Below are 17,680 nucleotides of genomic sequence, written 5' to 3'. Positions count from 1 at the left end.
ATGTAATGAGCAAATCGGAACCCAGACTCACTCTGGCACAACTGGCGCAACTGGCTGGTGTCTCTACGTCAACGGCATCACGTGCGCTTGCAAATAACCCGCTGATTAAGCAACAGACCCGGGAAAAGGTGCAGGCGCTGGCGCGGGAGCACAACTACAGTGTGAATGCCGCGGCAAGTCGTTTGCGAACCAGAAAAACGCACGTTGTGGCGGTGATCCTGAACCTGATTGAGCACACCGAGCAAAGTATTACCGATCCCTTTCTGCTGAAAATTGTGGGCGACCTGAACAAGGCGCTGAATGCGCGGGGCTACGAATTGTTGCTGTCTAATTCGTTCATGGCCACCGATGACTGGGCCAACTATTTTATCAGCAGCCAGCGGGCAGACGGTATGATAGTGATCGGACAGGGCAAGAGTACTGAAAAAATCGATAACGCGGCATCGGCCGGTGTACCGCTGGTGGTATGGGGCGAGCCAAAAACTCAGGCGCCATATCCCATCGTTGGAGGCGATAATTACGCAGGTGGCTATCAGGCCACAGACTGCCTGATCAGGCACGGGGCCAGGCGTATTATGTTTCTGGGTGATCCTGAGCACGCAGAGATGCGTGAGCGGTATAATGGCTACTGTCAGGCCCACAGGGATCATCAGCTTGAACGCAATCCGGCGCTGACTGCGGCGATCGACATTACCTCCAAAACCGCCTATGACTACATCAGTGACTGGATCCGTGAGCACGGTCTGAGTTTCGATGGAATTGTCTGTATCAGTGATATGGTGGCCCTCGGTGCCCTGAAAGCGCTGAAGGAACGGTACGTAAGTATTCCGGGAGATGTCAGTATTATTGGCTATGATGATATTTCGCTGGCAGAACTGATGCATCCTTCACTGACAACCATACGTCAGAATACCCAGCAAGCCGCAGAAGCGATGGTGGCGGAACTGATAAATCAGTTTGAGGGTAAACCCGCAAATCCGCATGTTATAGAGACAACGCTTATCACGCGGCGCTCAACGCCACACGATCCGGATTAGAAATGCAAACGATTGCAAAAGGCAGAGTTAGGCGCTAGACTCCAGCTAATTTCGTTAACAGAGTGTTAGCTATGCCCCGGATACTTATTATTGCGGCTATTGCCGCCAGTTACTACGTGTTCGCGATATTGCTGAACAGTGTCGGCACGGTGATTCTGCAATCCATTACCAGCTTTGAGGTTTCTAAGCCGGATGCCAGTACCCTGGAGGGCTTCAAAGATCTTTCCATCGCGCTGGTCTCTTTTCTGGTCGCCTCGTTTATTCCCCGGGTTGGATACAAAGTGGCCATGCTGGTAGGGCTGGCGATGGTTGGCGTGCTATGCGCGCTGCTGCCCGGTATTGCCGAATTCTGGATGATCAAAGTGCTGTTTGCCGGGGTCGGTACTGCGTTTGCGCTGGTTAAAGTGTCTGTCTACGCCATTATCGGTCAGCTATCTCCTGACACCCGGTCTCACTCGTCGCTGATGAATACCATCGAGGGTATTTTTATGCTGGGTGTGCTCTCAGGCTACTGGGTATTCTCAGCGTTTATTGATGAGGTAAATGCGGCGTCGCTGAGCTGGCTTAACGTGTATTATCTGCTGGCGGCTATTGTCGCGGTAACCTTCCTGCTGGTTTGCCTGGCACCCATTGATAAGCCTGAAAAAAGTAATGATACAGGTTCTGGGGCCGAGTTTCTGGCCATGCTGAAGCTGACTTACCAGCCACTGGTCCTCATTTTTATTTTGTCGATTTTTCTTTACGTGTTGATCGAACAGGGGATTGGCTCCTGGCTGCCCACCTTTAACCGCGAAGTACTGGGGCTGCCGGTCAATGTCAGCATTCAGATTACCAGTATTTTTGCGGTATCGCTGGCAGTCGGACGACTACTGGCGGGCGTTATTCTGGCGCGGGTCAACTGGTTCCCCTTTTTAACCGTGTGTCTGATCATGATGGCCGCTATCATGGTACTAAGTCTGCCGCTGGCAGAAGACGGCGCTGGAGCAGGTGCAACATCCTGGCTGCAGGCACCAGTCGCCGCATTTCTGATCCCGCTGATAGGCCTGACCATGGCACCCATCTATCCGGTGATCAACTCGGTGATGTTAAGCGCACTGCCAAAAGTACAGCACGCCCCGATGACCGGGCTGATCGTGGTATTCTCGGCACTGGGCGGGACCACCGGCTCCATCATCACCGGCTATGTTTTTGAGGCAATGGGTGGTCAGCGGGCGTTTTATCTGTCGCTGATCCCCATTGGGCTTATTATGCTTACCCTGTATTTATTTAAACGGGTATCAGGGCAACTGACAGGCACGGAGGCGACCGCATAATGCAGACTCCCGACTCCACCTGGCAACACCGCCTGGCCTTTTTCGACAGCGCGCTGTTTAAGGCCGTTCAGAATCAGCGCCTGTTTACTGACAGCAAAACATTTGCTGATGCCAAACCTGCCTTGCCCCTGAAAGAGATCCTGGCGCGGTATGAATCGCAGTGCACACGTGAAGGTTTTGATTTGCTCGCGTTTGTTCATGACAATTTCACGCTGCCAGCCGATGACGCGCCTGTTCCGGCTACCCCGCAGACTACCGTGAGTGACTATATTGCCGGCATGTGGGATATCCTTACCCGCAAGCCGGATACCCCTTGTGAAGACAGCCTTATTCCGCTACAGCATGCCTATCTGGTGCCCGGCGGACGGTTTCGCGAAATTTACTACTGGGACAGTTACTTCTCATCTTTGGGATTAATGGCCGACGGACGCAGTGACCTGGTCATCACAATGCTGGAGAACTTTCTGGATATTCAGGCCCAGGCAGGCTGTATTCCGAACGGCAACCGCATTTACTATCACACCCGCAGCCAGCCGCCGATACTGGCGCTGTTGTACCAGCTGGTGGCGCCTGAATTAAGTGAAACGCAAAAGCAGCGTGCGATTGCGGGCATGAAAACCGAGTACGCATTCTGGATGGCCGGCGCTGACACCTTGTCAGACTCTCAGAAAACACATCGCAGAGTCGTCAGGCTGGACGATGGCAGTCTGTTAAACCGGTATTACGATGATACCGATCTGCCACGCCCGGAGTCCTATCGTGAAGATAGTGAAGAAGCAGCGGGGATGTCCGATGCGCATGCGCGCGCGTTTTACCGTAATTTGCGGGCGGCCTGTGAGTCAGGCTGGGACTTCAGTTCGCGCTGGCTGAGCGACAGTAGTGCGCTGACCAGCATCCGTACCACGCACATAGTGCCGGTAGACCTGAATGTCCTGTTGTACCGGCTTGAAGAAACGCTGGCGGGGTTATGTCCGGCTGATGAAGGCTATGGTCGCGCGGCCGCGCGGCGCAAGCAGGCTATCAATTGCTATTTGTGGAACGAAGAGAAAGGGTTTTATTTCGATTTTGATTTCTCGCACGGGTATCAGACTGATATCTGGTCACTGGCCGGCTGCCTGCCTTTATATGCCGGGCTTGCTAATGATACGCGGGCCGCAAGCGTGGCCGGGCACCTGCAAACCTCCTTTGTAAAGCCAGGCGGTCTGGTAACGACGCTGAATAATACCGCGCAGCAGTGGGACTCACCGAATGGCTGGGCGCCACTGCAATGGTTCGCTGTCAGTGCGCTGGAGCGCTATGGTTACGCGACGCTGGCAACCGATATTATGCAGCGCTGGAATGGTTTGCTGGATGCGTATTTTGCCCGGCACGGCGTCATGCTCGAGAAATACAATGTCTGCGATATGACCGTGAAAGCCACCGGTGGCGAATATGAAGTGCAGCTTGGTTTTGGCTGGACCAATGGCGTCTATGCGGCATTTCGCGAGTGTCTGGCCGGGAAGTGGCAGGCGGATCGTCTCTGACCACAATCACACTACGCGGGTTACCTGTGCACTGCTAACAAAAAAGGGCCTGACGGCCCTTGTTCCGATTAATTCGATTTACCCTGATTGGCGACCGCATTGGTCATTGCCTTAATTTCTTCCGGGTCGCCCAGATATTCTTTCGAAATTGGACGCAGGTTTTCGTCCAGCTCATACACCAGTGGCACCCCGGTGGGGATATTCAGTCCCAGTACATCGTCTTCAGACATGTCGTCTAAGTACTTCACCAGTGCCCGCAGGCTGTTGCCGTGGGCTGCAATAATGATGCGCTTGCCATCCTGAATCGCTGGGCGGATTGCATCGTGCCAGTAAGGCAGTACCCGCTCAATCGTCAGTTTGAGGCTTTCTCCACGCGGCAGGATTGCCGGATCAACATTGTTGTAGCGAGGGTCGTGTCCAGGGAAGTGTTCAGAATCGTCCTCGACAAACGGCGGTGGTACATCAAAGCTACGACGCCAGATTTTGACCTGCTCATCGCCATGCTTTTCTGCAGTTTCGGCTTTATTCAGGCCGGTAAGTGCACCATAGTGACGTTCGTTAAGACGCCAGTGACGTTCTACCGGCACATAGTGCTGGCCCATTTCTTCCAACGCGATATTGAGGGTCTTAATGGCGCGTAATAATACTGAGGTATACGCCAGATCAAAGGAGAAGCCTGCCTCTTTAAGCAGCTTACCGGCCATGGTCGCCTGGGCGGCGCCTGTGTCAGTGAGATCGACGTCATGCCAGCCGGTGAAACGGTTTTCCAGATTCCACTGGCTTTCCCCATGGCGAATAAGTACAAGTTTATACATAGTAAATTACCTGTAGGCGTTGGTGATTGAGAATGCGCGAATACGATACAAGCGCGCGAAAGAATGAAGGAAGATGCGCATACGCCCGCTCGGCCGACACATGCACATCTTCCCTGTACAACTATCATCCTTGATTCCACACTAAAAATCCAGCGCGGCAGCTGTGATCATTACCGCAGAATAGTACCTACAGAAACCGGGCCATATCCGGGTGAGCCACCTTGATCCACTCGGCCAGGCACGGTTCATCGATAAAACTGAAATCGGCGAAGTCAAACCCAGGAGCGACCGTGCATCCGACCAGTGAATAGTCCCCGGTGCTCTCGGCTGCCTGAAAGTGACCACCGGGGACCACATGGGCAAAGGCACCGGTTGTGCTGCCAATGTGGGTTTCAGTGAGCTGTTGCTGATGCAGATCATACAAACGCAATGGCGCCCCGGCGTAGTGGTTCCATATTTCATCATGGATGCAGCGGTGAAAACGACTAATTTGTCCTGCGAGCAGCAAATAATAGATATGTGTGACAGCCTGTCTTACCTGCCCGTGAGCCGGTGAGGTCACCTGTTGTGGTGACTGATAGATTTCCCGGTAAAAGCCGCCCTCGGGGTGCGGCGTCAGGTTAAGCGTATCAATAAGTGGGTGAGGAGATTTCCAGGCCATACGCCTTCCTTCTTATCATTAAGCTGACTGGTAATAGCGCTAATCAAAACTATCCTTGTGTTAGGCGTCGTGCGGATATCAGCAGGGGGGTTATCGTCTGCGCCTCAACGTGTTAATAGTAGAGGGTATCTGCCTACTTTGTAATCATTTTGTTAAAAATCTGGAGGCAGGACAAGGTGAACTATTTTGGACAGGTGTGCCGTATAACGTGTTAAAGCATCATGCATAACGGCCCGCGCTCAGGGGCAAACCATTAACAGCAAAAAATAGGTGACGCGTGAAATATCAATCATTTTCGGAACTCAAGGTAGGAGATAAGGCGTATAAAGCCATCAGTTTTGATAGTGTGAGCAATCAGTTTGCGCTTGACCGACTACCTTTCTGTATCAAAATCCTGTTGGAAAACCTTATTCGTCATGAGCACGAAGAGTTTGTCAGCAGCGAGGATATCGAACATATCGCGCGTTGGGATACCAGCGACAGCGGTCAGCACGAAATTTCATTCGTTCCTGCGCGGGTTATCCTGCAGGACTTTACCGGTGTGCCCGCTATTGTCGATCTTGCGGCAATGCGCGATGCCGTGAATTCTCTGGGGGGCGATGCCCAGTCGATCAATCCGCTGAATCCGGTTGAGCTGGTCATCGACCACTCAGTCATGGTCGACTACTTTGGCGAGGAAGACTCGCTTGAGAAAAATACCGATGTGGAAATTGAACGCAATAAAGAGCGTTATCAGTTTCTGAAGTGGGGTCAGTCCAGCTTTGATAATTTCAAGGTTGTCCCGCCAGGTCGCGGTATTGTGCATCAGGTTAATCTGGAATACCTGGCGCGCTGTGCCTTCACCCGTGAAGATGATGACGGCACGTATGTGTACCCGGACACCCTGGTAGGCACAGACTCTCATACCACCATGATCAATGGCCTGGGTATCCTTGGCTGGGGTGTGGGTGGCATCGAGGCCGAAGCCGCAATGCTGGGACAGCCAGTTACCATGCTGCTGCCGAAAGTGGTCGGTTTCCGTTTATCCGGCAAACTGAGCCCGGGCGTTACTGCCACCGATATGGTCCTGACGATCACCGAGCAACTGCGTAATCATGGTGTAGTGGGTAAATTCGTCGAATTTTATGGGCCAGGGCTCAAGCACCTGACCACGGCTGACCGTGCGACCATCGCCAATATGGCACCGGAATACGGTGCGACCTGTGGTATTTTCCCGGTTGACGATGTTGCACTGGATTACCTTAAACTCACCGGCCGTAGCGATGAACAAATTGCGCTGGTCGAGGCCTATGCCAAAGACGCCGGCCTGTGGCACGATGACAACAGCAAAGACGCCGAATACCACGAAACGCTGGAGCTGGATTTAGGCGAAGTGGTGCCGTCACTGGCCGGGCCTAAACGTCCGCAGGATCGCATTGCTCTGGATAAAGCTGCTGAGGCGTTCAAAGAGTGGCACCGTTCGCAAATTGATGTGGAAGTGCTGGATGAAACGTCAGACTTTGTAGCGGAAGGCGGCGCGACAGCCGACGTTGATGAAGATCACGAATCGTTTGTAAATTTCCGTGGTGAGAGATTCAACCTGGAAGATGGCGCGATTGTCATTGCCGCGATTACCAGTTGTACCAATACCTCGAACCCGTCAGTGCTGGTGGGGGCCGGACTGGTCGCCAAAAAGGCGGTGGAACTTGGGCTTGCCAGCAAACCCTGGGTGAAAACATCACTGGCACCCGGTTCACAGGTAGTGACCCAGTATCTGGAAGATGCCGGGCTGATGGATCCGCTTGAGGAACTGGGCTTTAATCTGGTGGGGTATGGCTGTACTACCTGTATTGGTAACTCTGGCCCGCTGCCGGATGAAATCAGCGATGCAATTCGCAAAGCCAAGCTTACCGTGTCGTCAGTGCTCTCGGGTAACCGTAACTTCGAAGGGCGTATTCACCCTGATGTTGCAGCCAACTACCTGGCGTCTCCGCCGCTGGTGGTCGCGTATGCGCTGGCCGGCAACATGAACATCGATATCACCAAAGATCCGATCGGTAAGAGTAAAGATGGTAAGCCGGTCTACTTAAAAGATATCTGGCCGACCAATGAAGAAATTCAGTCACTGGTTAAAGAATTCGTCTCAGGTGATCTGTTTAAAGAAAAATACGCAGACGTATTTAAAGGCAACGATATCTGGAATCATCTGGATGTCAGTGCGACGTCGGTGTACGACTGGCCAGATTCAACCTACATTAAGCATCCGCCGTTCTTCCAGGATATGGGCAAATCGCCCGACCCGGTCGCCTCGATTGATAATGCGCGGTGTTTGGTGAAAGTGGGCGATTCAATCACCACTGACCATATCTCACCTGCTGGCGCGATTGCACCGGAAAGTCCGGCAGGCGAATACCTGCAGGAACAGGGCGTTGATCCCAACGACTTTAACTCGTATGGCTCGCGCCGGGGTAACCATGAAGTCATGATGCGCGGTACCTTTGCTAACGTTCGGCTGCAGAATCAGTTAGCACCGGGCACCAAGGGCAGTGCAACCACGCATTACCCCAGTGGTGATTCCATGTCGATTTATCATGCGGCCATGCGTTACAAGGAAGAAGGCGTGCCAGCAGTCGTTGTCGGCGGCAAGGAATATGGAACCGGCTCCAGCCGTGACTGGGCGGCCAAAGGACCGGCATTAATGGGCGTTCGCGCTGTCATGGCAGAAAGCTACGAGCGTATTCACCGTTCCAACCTGATTGGTATGGGTGTGCTGCCACTGCAATTCAAAGCGGGCGACAGTGCGGAGTCACTGGATATCCGTGGCGATGAAAGCTTCTCGATTGCGAAGATTGAGAAAGGTCAGAAAGAAGTGGATGTCACCATTACCAGTGACGACGGGTCGACAAAGTCAGTGACCGTGGATATTCGTATCGATACGGCCAACGAGTTCACGTACTTTGAACACGGCGGTATTCTGCATTACGTGATCCGCGAGTACCTGAAAAAAGCCTCGTAAACAGGCTTGATGGAACCAGAAAGGCACGGGTTACTTTTCACCGTGCCTTTTTTGTGTCAGATATAGCGTCGCTGTTCGGCAAGAATGCCCACCAGCAAAAAGGCACCAATAAATCCGATGCCCTGATACTGCCAGGGCAGATAGGCAATAACATGGTGTAGAAACGGTGCGCCATACAGGGTTAAAAAGCCATAGCCAAAGGCGCACACGACAACAAACAGCGCGGCGCGAACAATAAAATGACAGGGCGACAGCACGCCTTTGATGTACTTATTGATGATATCGCCATAGACGACCAGAATGGTCGCCATCAGCATAAGGCTCATCTCCGAATAGTAGGGGGCGAGCATGCGGGAAATTTCTGCGGCAAGTCCTGCCATGATGAAAACAACCTGATTCTGACACCATGGCGGGCATCATACCGGGAAACCGGCAAAGGCAAAAGCGCCGGATTACTGACTAAGCGCCCGTAGCGCTTTCGCGCCCTGCGTGATTGTGCGCAGGCGATCATCGGTATGGTCGCGTTCAACAAAACGGTGCTTAACCCCGGCCTGTCCGGCATGGGCAAAAATGCGCGCAAAGTCGATGGTGCCGGTGCCGACATCAGCAAATTCTCCGGCTTCATCCATATCTTTCACGTGCCACAGCGCAAACCGCCCGGGATGCTGTTTGAAGTACGCCAGCGGATCCTGTCCGGCTTTCTCCATCCAGTATAAATCCATTTCCATGGTCAGGTTATTGCTGTCAGTATTGTTGAGCAGGACATCGTAGGGCAACTGGCCGTCACGACGCTCAAATTCAAAGTCGTGGTTATGATAACCGAGGGTTAAGCCCGCCTGCCTGAGGGTACTTCCCCAGCGATCGAGTTGCTCAGCAAGTTCAAGGTAGGCTTTAAGTGTGGTGCCTCGCTGCGCTTCTGTCAGGTAAGGCACAACCACATACTGATGGCCAACTTCCAGGGCGTGGTCAATGACCTTTTGCGGTCCATCATTAAAGTCATCCAGCATAATATGGGTAGCGGGAGCGCTAAGTCCGTTATCGCTCAACAGACGCCGGATCTGTTTGGGTGTGTGGTTGTAGTAACCGGCAAATTCCACTTCGTTGTAACCCGCAGCGGCGACCAGTTCAAGGGTGGCCGGCACACTGATGGCCATCATATCGCGCAGCGTATACAACTGCAGCCCAATCGACGGTGAATGGTCATGCGCCTGCACTGAGAAAGGCAGCGCACTGGCGGCGGCAAGCGCACCGGACAGCTTTAGAAAATGACGGCGGCTGGATGTCATAACAGACGAAGAAACGGGCTTGGTAGTAGTCATAATGGATCCTGTTGGTTGCTAAGTCATTGCGGTGCGGGCCCGGTACTGGCCCGGGCAATCAGTTCAAACGGCATGATCACGCGCGGTGCTTTGCGAATACGGCCTGCGAGTACATCCAGCAGCAGAGTGACCGCCGTACGGCCAAATTCTTCCGCGGGCTGAGATATGGTAGTGAGCGGAGGGTCGCAGTATTGCGCAAAGGCAATATCGTCGAAGCCGGCGACCGATATATCGTCAGGCACACGCAGTCCATTCACCTTAAATGCATGCATGGCACCCATTGCTGTTTCGTCGTTTTCACAGAACACAGCGGTAGGGCGGGGTGAACAGGACAAAATATGCTGTGCGGCATCAAAACCAGACGACAGCGTAAAGTCACCGGGAAACAGCAACGATTCATCCACGCTCAGACCGGCCTGATGCAGTGCATCACGATATCCGGCCAGCCGCTCCAGTGTTAAGGGACTGGATTGTGGCCCTTTGATCATGGCGATATGTCGGTGCCCCAGCTCAAGCAAGTGAGTGGTCATAGCGTTGGCGGCGGCGCGGTTATCCAGGGTGACCACCGGAAACGCGGTATCCTGCATGACTTCGCAGGCATTCACCATCGGCAACAGGCCAAACTCATTGCTAAGACTTTTATCCAGCGGGTTGTTGGCCCGCAACTGGATAAGGCCGTCGGCCTGTGACGTTGAAACCATTTTTGCGTATTGCTGCTCAATATCTTCGTTGCCGGTCGTGTTGGCCAGTAAGATTGCATAACCGTGCTCAGCAGCCGCTTCCTGCATGCCACTAATTACCCGTGCAAAAAAAACGTTTGAGACTGCCGGTACCAGCACCACCAGATTCTGTGTTTTTCCTGACCGGAATTTCACCGCCATAAGGTTAGGCTTATAGCCAAGCTCGGCGATAGCGTTCATCACTTTTTCCCGTGACTTGGCGGCTACCCGGTCAGGGTGCTGTAACGTTCTGGACACGGTGGCGACGGATACACTGGCCCGCTGCGCAACGTCACGAATGTTTGCCATGTTGCGAAACAACTCCCTTATATTTTGATGTAACCGTTAACATTTATTCGCTCAAGCATATCGCGAAATGTAAAAAATACCAGTAAAAGTGTCGATATTTAAGTCGTTAAACTCGATTCTGGTAACATAAAGTTAACCAAATTGGTTGCCTGAGCGAAATTATAGACGAATTTCGTTGACGACTAAAAATGTAATCCGTTACATTATGCCTACTGGTAACATTTTTTATACAACAGGGCGAGACGCAGGCCCGGGGAAGACGACGATGGCAAAAACAACGCGAATTCGAACAGGTATGATCGGTGGTGGAGAAGGCGCGTTTATTGGCGCGGCACACCGTCATGCAGCAGGGCTTGATGGTCACTATCAGTTGGTGTGTGGCGCGTTTAGTCGTAATGAAGACAATAATCAACGCACGGCAGATTCGCTCGATATCCATGATGATCGACTCTACAACGACTGGCAAACGATGCTGGAGCGCGAAGCGGCGCTACCCGAAGATGAACGCATGCAGGTGGTGGTGATAGTGACCCCTAACCATCTGCACGTGCCCATATCTGTGGCAGCGATGAAAGCAGGCTTCCATGTGTTCTGTGAAAAGCCAGCGGCACTTTCGCTGGACGAAGCGAAATCACTGGCAAGCGCTATTCAGGGCCAGCCGTCTTTGTATGGACTGGCGCACACCTATCTGGGCTACCCTATGATCTGGCAGGCCAGACAAATGGTGGCAGACGGACAGCTTGGCCGCATTCGTAAAGTGTTTGTGGAATATCCGCAGGGCTGGCTGTCTGCCAAGGAAGAAACTGACAACAAACAGGCTTCGTGGCGAACCGATCCTTCACAGTCCGGCGACAGTGGCTGTATGGGCGATATCGGTACCCATGCGTTTGGCCTGGCTGAGTTCGTACTGGATGATGTGGTCACTGAGCTTTGTGGCGTATTGCATACCCATGTTGAGGGACGACGGCTGGATGACGACGGCGCGGCACTGTTAAAGACCCAGCGCGGTACCACCGGCGTGCTGATTGCCAGTCAGGTATGTGCGGGTGAAGAGAACCCGCTGTCCATTCGGGTCTACGGTGAAAAAGGCGGTCTGGAATGGCGGCAGATGGAACCCAACTCGCTGATATACCGGCCTGCAGGTGAGCCTTATCAGGTGTTACGTGCCGGGCTGGGCCAAGCCGGCCTGTGTGATGAAGCCGTACGCCGGTGCCGCGTACCGGGCGGACATCCTGAAGGCTACCTTGAAGCCATGGCAAACCTGTATACCGATTTTGCGGCTGCCATCCGTGGCAAGCTGACCGGCACGGCCCCGGGCGTTCCCGGTATCGCTGAGGGTGTGCGAGGCATGGCATTTATCGACGCGATGCTGAAAAGCACCGACAGTGACCAAAAGTGGCAGTCTGTTGAGGCTGTCGGCACAGTAAAAAAATAGGAGGCAGTTCATGTCTGCAATAAAAGGCCCGGCAATATTTCTCGCCCAGTTTGCGGGTGAAGACGCGCCCTTCGATACGCTTGAAAATATGGCTAAATGGTCCGCATCACTCGGTTATAAAGGTATTCAGGTGCCTACCGGTCCGGATTTGTTTGATCTGGATATTGCCGCCGACAGTCAGGATTACTGTGACGATATGGCGGGTATGTGCCGGGAGGCGGGCGTGGAAATTACCGAGTTATCCACGCACTTGCAGGGCCAGCTGGTTGCCGTGCACCCGGCGTACGATGAACTCTTTGATGCCTTTGCCCCCGCTGCGCTGCATGGTAAGCCTCAGGCACGTACCGAATGGGCGGTTGATCAGCTAAAACGTGCGGCGAAAGCCAGTCAACGACTTGGGCTCAATGCCCATGCCACGTTTTCCGGGGCGCTGATGTGGCATCTGGCGTATCCCTGGCCTCAGCGTCCGGCGGGGCTGGTCGATCAGGGCTTTAAAGAGCTGGCCCGCCGCTGGCGGCCAATTCTGGATGCGTTCGATGAGGCTGGTGTAGATGTGTGCTATGAAATTCACCCCGGTGAAGATCTGCATGATGGTGCCACGTTTGAGCGTTTCTTAAAGGAAGTTGACCATCATCCACGGGCCAATATTCTCTATGATCCCAGTCATTTCGTACTGCAACAACTGGATTATCTGGACTTCATCGATCGTTACCACGAACGCATCAAGATGTTTCATGTCAAAGATGCTGAGTTTCTACCCGACGGCCGAACTGGCGTGTATGGCGGTTATCAGGACTGGACTGAGCGTGCCGGACGTTTCCGCTCGCTGGGCGATGGTCAGGTCGACTTTAAGGGGATCTTCTCCAAGCTTACCCAATACGGGTTTGATGGCTGGGCAGTGCTGGAATGGGAATGTTGCCTGAAAGACAGCGCGCAGGGCGCCGCAGAGGGCGCGCCTTTTATTGAACGCCACTTGATTACGCCGCCGCGTTATGCCTTTGATGATTTTGCCGGCGGCGAGGTCAGTGAAGCGCTCAATCAGCGCATTCTTGGCCTGAATAACGACAACTAAAACAAGGATCAGCGAGCATGATAACCACGCGACTGAGCATTATGATGTTTCTGCAGTTTTTCATCTGGGGGGGCTGGTTTGTCACATTGGGGACGTTTCTGGCTAATACGCTGAATGCCAGTGGCGGTCAGATAGGTATGGCGTTTTCCACCCAGTCCTGGGGCGCAATTATCGCGCCGCTGATCGTCGGTCTGATTGCTGACAAGTACTTCAACGCTGAGCGCATACTGGGCGTGTTACATCTGATAGGGGCGGCACTGATGGTCATGCTGTATCAGGCAGATACGTTCACTGGCTTTTATCCCTATGTGCTGGGCTACATGATTGCCTATATGCCGACGCTGGCACTGGTAAATTCGGTGTCATTCGGGCAGATGGCCGATCCGTCGAAAGAATTCGGAAAAATCCGGGTGTGGGGCACCATCGGCTGGATCGTCGCCGGGCTGATGATCAGTTATGTGTTTTCCTGGGATGCCAAACAGGCTATCGCTGATGGCATGTTGCGCAATACCTTTCTGCTGTGTGCCATAGCCTCACTGATCCTCGGACTGTTCAGTTTCACATTGCCCGCCACTCCACCTAAAGCCGCCGGTGAAAAGACCCGGGTTGGCGATCTGCTGGGGCTGGATGCACTGGCATTGCTTAAAGACCGTAATTTTCTGGTGTTCTTCCTGTCGTCGGTGATGATTTGTATTCCGCTGGCATTTTATTACCAGAACGCCAACCCGTTCCTGACCGAGATTGGCGTGGAAAATGCCACCGGTAAGATGACACTGGGCCAGGTATCAGAAGTACTGTTTATGCTTCTTTTGCCGGTATTTCTTAATCGATTCGGTATCCGCCTCACGCTGCTGATTGGCATGGCCGCATGGGTAGTGCGCTATATTCTGTTCGCCTACGGCGGGCCAGACGACACATTATTTATGCTGATTATTGGTATTGCGCTGCACGGCATCTGTTATGACTTTTTCTTCGTGTCCGGGCAAATTTACACCAACGCCAAGGCCAATGAACGGATTAAAAGCTCGGCTCAGGGCCTTATCACACTGGCGACCTACGGGGTGGGTATGCTGATAGGTTTTTGGGTGGCCGGCCAGATCACCGATGAGTATGTCCTTAACACCGGTCACAACTGGCAGGCTATCTGGCTGTTCCCGGCTGCCTTCGCCTTTGCGGTACTGGTGGCGTTTCTATTGCTGTTCAAAGCTGAAAAGGTATCTACTGATGTGTGATGCAAATCGTCGTTCACTACTTAAGCAGGTTGGCATGGCGGGGGTAGGGCTGGCCTCATTGTCTGCCATGCCAGCGATGTCGGCTAAAGCGGCAAAGGAGACTGCGATGACCACAGCAAAGGCCTCCCTGAAAGGTAACGTGAATCATTCCGTCAGTCGCTGGACATACGGGCATCTGGACATTGAGACACTGTGTCAGGAAGTGAAGCGTCTTGGGTTCAGTGCTATCGATCTGGTTGGTCCGGATGACTGGCCGGTGCTGAAACGTCATGGTATCGACTCATCCATGTGCAACGGCGCAGAACTCAGCCTGGAAGATGGCTGGATAGACCCTGCGTTTCACGATGCGCTGACAGAGCGATACCTCAAACATATTGATCTGGTCGCCGACGCGGGTTATCAAAACCTGATTTGTTTCAGTGGTAATGCGCGGGGCATGGATCCGCAGACAGGACTTGAGAACATGGCGCAGGGGCTGAAGCGTATCCTGCCGCATGCCGAAAAACGCAATGTGACGATTTTCATGGAGCTGTTTAATTCCAAAGTCGATCATCCCGACTACATGGCCGACAACTCGGCCTGGGGGATTGCGCTTTGCGACAAACTGGGGAGTCGGCATTTCTCGCTGTTGTATGACATCTACCACATGCAAATTAGTGAAGGTGACATTATCCGCACCATACGGGAAAACAGCGACTATTTTGGTCACTTTCATACTGCCGGCGTGCCCGGACGTCATGAGATTGGTGATACGCAGGAACTGAATTATCCCGCCATCGCGCGCGCCATTGTGGACACGGGTTTCACGGGGTATCTGGCACAGGAATTTATACCGACACCTAATTCAGATGCAGGCAAGCTTGCCTCGCTTGAGCAGGCAATAGCGATTTGTGATGTCTGATATTTATTTTAGCTGGCGCGTTGCAGGCGCTAAGGGGACACAAAATGGCAACAAATGACTACGATGCAATCGTTGTTGGTAGCGGCATTAGCGGCGGCTGGGCGGCCAAAGAGCTGACCGAAAAAGGGCTGAAAGTGCTGATGCTGGAACGCGGACAGAATATCGAGCATATTAAGGACTACAAAAACGCCCACAAAGAAGCCTGGGATTATCCGCACCGGGATTTACCCACGCAGGAGATGAAAGACAATTATCCTGTGCTGAAACGTGATTATCCGCTAAACGAATCCACGTTTGGCATGTGGGCGAATGAAAAAGATAACCCCTACGTAGAGAAGAAGCGCTTCGACTGGTATCGCGGTTACCATGTAGGCGGGCGGTCTTTACTATGGGGACGTCAGAGTTACCGGTTAAATAAAGCCGACTTCGAGGCCAATTCCAAAGAAGGCATTGCCGTGGACTGGCCGATTCGTTACGAAGACGTAGCACCCTGGTACGACTATGTCGAAAAATTTGCCGGTATCAGCGGTAGTCGCGATGGTCTTGATGTGCTGCCGGACGGCCAGTTTCAGCCGCCAATGCCGCTTAATATTGTTGAGAAAGATGTGGCGGCGCGGGTCAAAAAAGCGTTTAAAGGCGCGCGTCACATTATTCCCGGGCGTACCTCGAACATGACCGAAGCCAAGCCGGATGAAGGCCGGGTAAATTGTCAGTACCGGGCTAAATGCTGGCTTGGCTGTCCGTTTGGCGCGTACTTCAGTACTCAGTCATCGACGCTGCCCGCGGCCATGAAGACCGGCAATCTGACTCTGCGGCCTTTCTCTATTGTAAAGGAGATCCTCTACGATAAAGACAAGAAGCGCGCCGTGGGGGTTGAGGTGATTGATGCTGAGACCAACGAAACTTATGTATTTAAAAGCCGTCTGGTGTTTGTAAATGCGTCGGCATTTAATTCCGCCTGGCTGCTGATGAATTCGGCCACCGATGTGTGGGAAGGCGGACTAGGCAGCAGTTCCGGCGAGCTGGGCCACAACGTGATGGACCACCACTTCCGGGTGGGTGCGTATGCCGATGCAGAAGGTTACGACGATAAATACCACTATGGGCGCAGGCCCACGGGCTTTTATGTCCCGCGGTTCAGGAACTGGGGCACGGACAAACGCGATTATGTGCGCGGCTTTGGTTATCAGGGCAGTGCCAGCCGGCAGGGGTGGCGTCGTGGTGTCGCCGAACTGGGGGTTGGTGCTGATTTAAAAGACGCGCTCAGTTCGCCGGGGCCGTGGCAAATTGGCATGACTGCGTTTGGCGAAATGCTGCCCTATCATGAAAACCGTATTTATCTGGATAAGAATGTCACGGATAAATGGGGGCTGCCTGTCCTGGCCATGGATGTGGCCATTGGCGAGAATGAAATCAAAATGCGCAAGGATATGCAGCAGGATGCAGTGGAGATGTTTGAAGCGGCAGGCATGACCAATGTGCGTGGCTTTGAATCTGACTACGCACCTGGCATGGGGATCCATGAAATGGGCACCGCACGCATGGGACGCGATCCTAAATCTTCTGTGCTCAACGCCCATAATCAGGTGTGGGATGCGCCTAATGTGTTTGTTACCGATGGCGCCTGTATGACCTCCGGCTCCTGCGTCAATCCATCGCTGACCTATATGGCACTGACGGCAAGAGCTGCTGATTTTGCGGTCAGTGAACTGAAAAAGGGGAACTTATAATGCATCGCCGGGAATTATTAAAGCTGATTGCCAGTGCGACAGGTGTCGCAATGGTCGGGGGGGACGCACTGGCGTACACATTACGCGATCCGGTGCCCTTAAGCGAAACCCTGTTTAATAAAACGGACGTGGCGTTTATCAATGAGGCAAGCGAAGTCATTGTGCCTGCCACGGATACGCCGGGAGCCAAAGCGGCCAACGTCGGCGCCACTATTGCCGTGATCGTGACAGATTGTTATCCGCCTGCGCTGCAGAAAACCTTTCGTGAAGGCCTGACAGCGATCAACACAGCCAGTCAGAAGCAGTTTGGCGAAGCGTTTATTTCGCTGAGCAAGGAGCAGCGTCTGACGCTCTTCAATAAGCTGGATTCTGAGGCAACAGCCTACAACACGGCGCGGGGCATATATGGCATTGAAAGCAGTAAGCCCAGTCGCTGGGAAGCCGGCACTACGTTTACCCCGCCGCACTATTTTACGCTGCTAAAACAACTGACCCTGTTTAGCTTTTTTACCTCAGAAACTGGGGCCACCAAGACGCTGCGGTATGTGCCGGTTCCTGGCTACTATGACGGCGATTTAGACTATAAAGAAGGCGATAAAGCCTGGGCCACGTAAGCCTA

Annotated in this window: 15 protein-coding genes; 10 read left to right on the top strand and 5 right to left on the bottom strand. The window is 53.2% G+C overall.

The window, feature by feature from the left end; translation table 11 throughout:
* The first annotated feature begins 5 nt into the window (after positions 1-5).
* The 3 genes from IE054_RS08500 (at position 6) to IE054_RS08490 (ending at position 3,873) form a co-directional block, all read left to right on the top strand.
* Entirely contained in the window at positions 6-1,037 is a 1,032-nt protein-coding gene (locus IE054_RS08500) for a LacI family DNA-binding transcriptional regulator (RefSeq protein WP_189405320.1), read from the top strand.
* Positions 1,038-1,108: 71 nt separating this feature from the next.
* Positions 1,109-2,350 carry an MFS transporter gene (locus IE054_RS08495; protein WP_189405318.1) on the top strand — a complete coding sequence of 414 codons (1,242 nt, stop codon included), beginning with the start codon at positions 1,109-1,111 and terminating at the stop codon, positions 2,348-2,350.
* The gene (locus IE054_RS08490) at positions 2,350-3,873 is read left to right on the top strand and encodes a trehalase family glycosidase (RefSeq protein ID WP_189405317.1); all 1,524 of its coding nucleotides are present in this window, start codon (positions 2,350-2,352) and stop codon (positions 3,871-3,873) included. Before IE054_RS08495 ends, IE054_RS08490 begins: the two co-directional genes overlap by 1 nt.
* Before the next feature lie 68 nt (positions 3,874-3,941).
* Here the strand turns inward: IE054_RS08490 and gpmA are convergent, their stop codons facing one another.
* On the bottom strand, positions 3,942-4,688 hold the full coding sequence (gpmA, locus tag IE054_RS08485; protein ID WP_189405315.1) for a 2,3-diphosphoglycerate-dependent phosphoglycerate mutase: 747 nt from the start codon (positions 4,686-4,688) through the stop codon (positions 3,942-3,944).
* Between the two features lie 187 nt (positions 4,689-4,875).
* On the bottom strand, positions 4,876-5,349 hold the full coding sequence (locus tag IE054_RS08480) for a cupin domain-containing protein (protein WP_189405313.1): 474 nt from the start codon (positions 5,347-5,349) through the stop codon (positions 4,876-4,878).
* Positions 5,350-5,626: 277 nt separating this feature from the next.
* Here IE054_RS08480 and acnA point away from each other — a divergent pair, with 277 nt between their 5' ends.
* The gene (gene acnA / locus IE054_RS08475; protein ID WP_189405311.1) at positions 5,627-8,344 is read left to right on the top strand and encodes an aconitate hydratase AcnA; all 2,718 of its coding nucleotides are present in this window, start codon (positions 5,627-5,629) and stop codon (positions 8,342-8,344) included.
* Between the two features lie 56 nt (positions 8,345-8,400).
* Here the strand turns inward: acnA and IE054_RS08470 are convergent, their stop codons facing one another.
* The 3 genes from IE054_RS08470 to IE054_RS08460 form a co-directional block, all read right to left on the bottom strand.
* Positions 8,401-8,724, bottom strand: a complete 324-nt coding sequence (locus IE054_RS08470; protein WP_189405309.1) for a DUF3392 family protein — start codon at positions 8,722-8,724, stop codon at positions 8,401-8,403.
* A gap of 72 nt (positions 8,725-8,796) precedes the next feature.
* Complete coding sequence (locus tag IE054_RS08465) at positions 8,797-9,663, bottom strand: sugar phosphate isomerase/epimerase family protein (protein WP_189405308.1); 867 nt, start codon at positions 9,661-9,663, stop codon at positions 8,797-8,799.
* 23 nt (positions 9,664-9,686) lie between these two features.
* On the bottom strand, positions 9,687-10,691 hold the full coding sequence (locus IE054_RS08460) for a LacI family DNA-binding transcriptional regulator (RefSeq protein WP_189405307.1): 1,005 nt from the start codon (positions 10,689-10,691) through the stop codon (positions 9,687-9,689).
* Positions 10,692-10,956: 265 nt separating this feature from the next.
* Between IE054_RS08460 and IE054_RS08455 the strand changes: the two genes are divergently transcribed.
* The 6 genes from IE054_RS08455 to IE054_RS08430 are packed head-to-tail and all read left to right on the top strand — an operon-like array spanning position 10,957 to position 17,675.
* Complete coding sequence (locus IE054_RS08455; RefSeq protein WP_189405306.1) at positions 10,957-12,126, top strand: Gfo/Idh/MocA family protein; 1,170 nt, start codon at positions 10,957-10,959, stop codon at positions 12,124-12,126.
* Between the two features lie 10 nt (positions 12,127-12,136).
* Complete coding sequence (locus tag IE054_RS08450) at positions 12,137-13,198, top strand: sugar phosphate isomerase/epimerase family protein (RefSeq protein WP_189405304.1); 1,062 nt, start codon at positions 12,137-12,139, stop codon at positions 13,196-13,198.
* Positions 13,199-13,215: 17 nt separating this feature from the next.
* On the top strand, positions 13,216-14,430 hold the full coding sequence (locus tag IE054_RS08445; RefSeq protein WP_189405301.1) for a nucleoside permease: 1,215 nt from the start codon (positions 13,216-13,218) through the stop codon (positions 14,428-14,430).
* Positions 14,423-15,331 carry a hydroxypyruvate isomerase family protein gene (locus tag IE054_RS08440; RefSeq protein WP_189405298.1) on the top strand — a complete coding sequence of 303 codons (909 nt, stop codon included), beginning with the start codon at positions 14,423-14,425 and terminating at the stop codon, positions 15,329-15,331. The genes IE054_RS08445 and IE054_RS08440 overlap by 8 nt, the downstream gene beginning before the upstream one ends.
* Positions 15,332-15,375: 44 nt before the next feature.
* Positions 15,376-17,061 carry a GMC oxidoreductase gene (locus IE054_RS08435; protein ID WP_189405296.1) on the top strand — a complete coding sequence of 562 codons (1,686 nt, stop codon included), beginning with the start codon at positions 15,376-15,378 and terminating at the stop codon, positions 17,059-17,061.
* Positions 17,061-17,675: a gluconate 2-dehydrogenase subunit 3 family protein gene (locus IE054_RS08430; protein WP_189405295.1), complete on the top strand. Its 615-nt coding sequence runs from the start codon at positions 17,061-17,063 to the stop codon at positions 17,673-17,675. The genes IE054_RS08435 and IE054_RS08430 overlap by 1 nt, the downstream gene beginning before the upstream one ends.
* Positions 17,676-17,680: the final 5 nt, after the last annotated feature.

This window comes from Alteromonas halophila (assembly GCF_014651815.1).
Classification (GTDB): domain Bacteria; phylum Pseudomonadota; class Gammaproteobacteria; order Enterobacterales; family Alteromonadaceae; genus Alteromonas; species Alteromonas halophila.
This window is presented reverse-complemented; position numbering and strand designations above follow the sequence as displayed.

Excerpts from the sequence above, each read along its gene's own strand:
- IE054_RS08500 (WP_189405320.1), top strand. The coding sequence starts at position 6 with ATGAGCAAATCGGAACCCAGACTCACTCTGGCACAACTGGCGCAACTG.
- IE054_RS08430 (WP_189405295.1), top strand. The coding sequence starts at position 17,061 with ATGCATCGCCGGGAATTATTAAAGCTGATTGCCAGTGCGACAGGTGTC.
- IE054_RS08490 (WP_189405317.1), top strand. The coding sequence starts at position 2,350 with ATGCAGACTCCCGACTCCACCTGGCAACACCGCCTGGCCTTTTTCGAC.
- IE054_RS08440 (WP_189405298.1), top strand. The coding sequence starts at position 14,423 with ATGTGTGATGCAAATCGTCGTTCACTACTTAAGCAGGTTGGCATGGCG.
- IE054_RS08465 (WP_189405308.1), bottom strand. The coding sequence starts at position 9,663 with ATGACTACTACCAAGCCCGTTTCTTCGTCTGTTATGACATCCAGCCGC.
- IE054_RS08455 (WP_189405306.1), top strand. The coding sequence starts at position 10,957 with ATGGCAAAAACAACGCGAATTCGAACAGGTATGATCGGTGGTGGAGAA.
- IE054_RS08480 (WP_189405313.1), bottom strand. The coding sequence starts at position 5,349 with ATGGCCTGGAAATCTCCTCACCCACTTATTGATACGCTTAACCTGACG.
- IE054_RS08435 (WP_189405296.1), top strand. The coding sequence starts at position 15,376 with ATGGCAACAAATGACTACGATGCAATCGTTGTTGGTAGCGGCATTAGC.
- IE054_RS08495 (WP_189405318.1), top strand. The coding sequence starts at position 1,109 with ATGCCCCGGATACTTATTATTGCGGCTATTGCCGCCAGTTACTACGTG.
- IE054_RS08445 (WP_189405301.1), top strand. The coding sequence starts at position 13,216 with ATGATAACCACGCGACTGAGCATTATGATGTTTCTGCAGTTTTTCATC.
- gpmA (WP_189405315.1), bottom strand. The coding sequence starts at position 4,688 with ATGTATAAACTTGTACTTATTCGCCATGGGGAAAGCCAGTGGAATCTG.
- IE054_RS08450 (WP_189405304.1), top strand. The coding sequence starts at position 12,137 with ATGTCTGCAATAAAAGGCCCGGCAATATTTCTCGCCCAGTTTGCGGGT.
- IE054_RS08460 (WP_189405307.1), bottom strand. The coding sequence starts at position 10,691 with ATGGCAAACATTCGTGACGTTGCGCAGCGGGCCAGTGTATCCGTCGCC.
- IE054_RS08470 (WP_189405309.1), bottom strand. The coding sequence starts at position 8,724 with ATGGCAGGACTTGCCGCAGAAATTTCCCGCATGCTCGCCCCCTACTAT.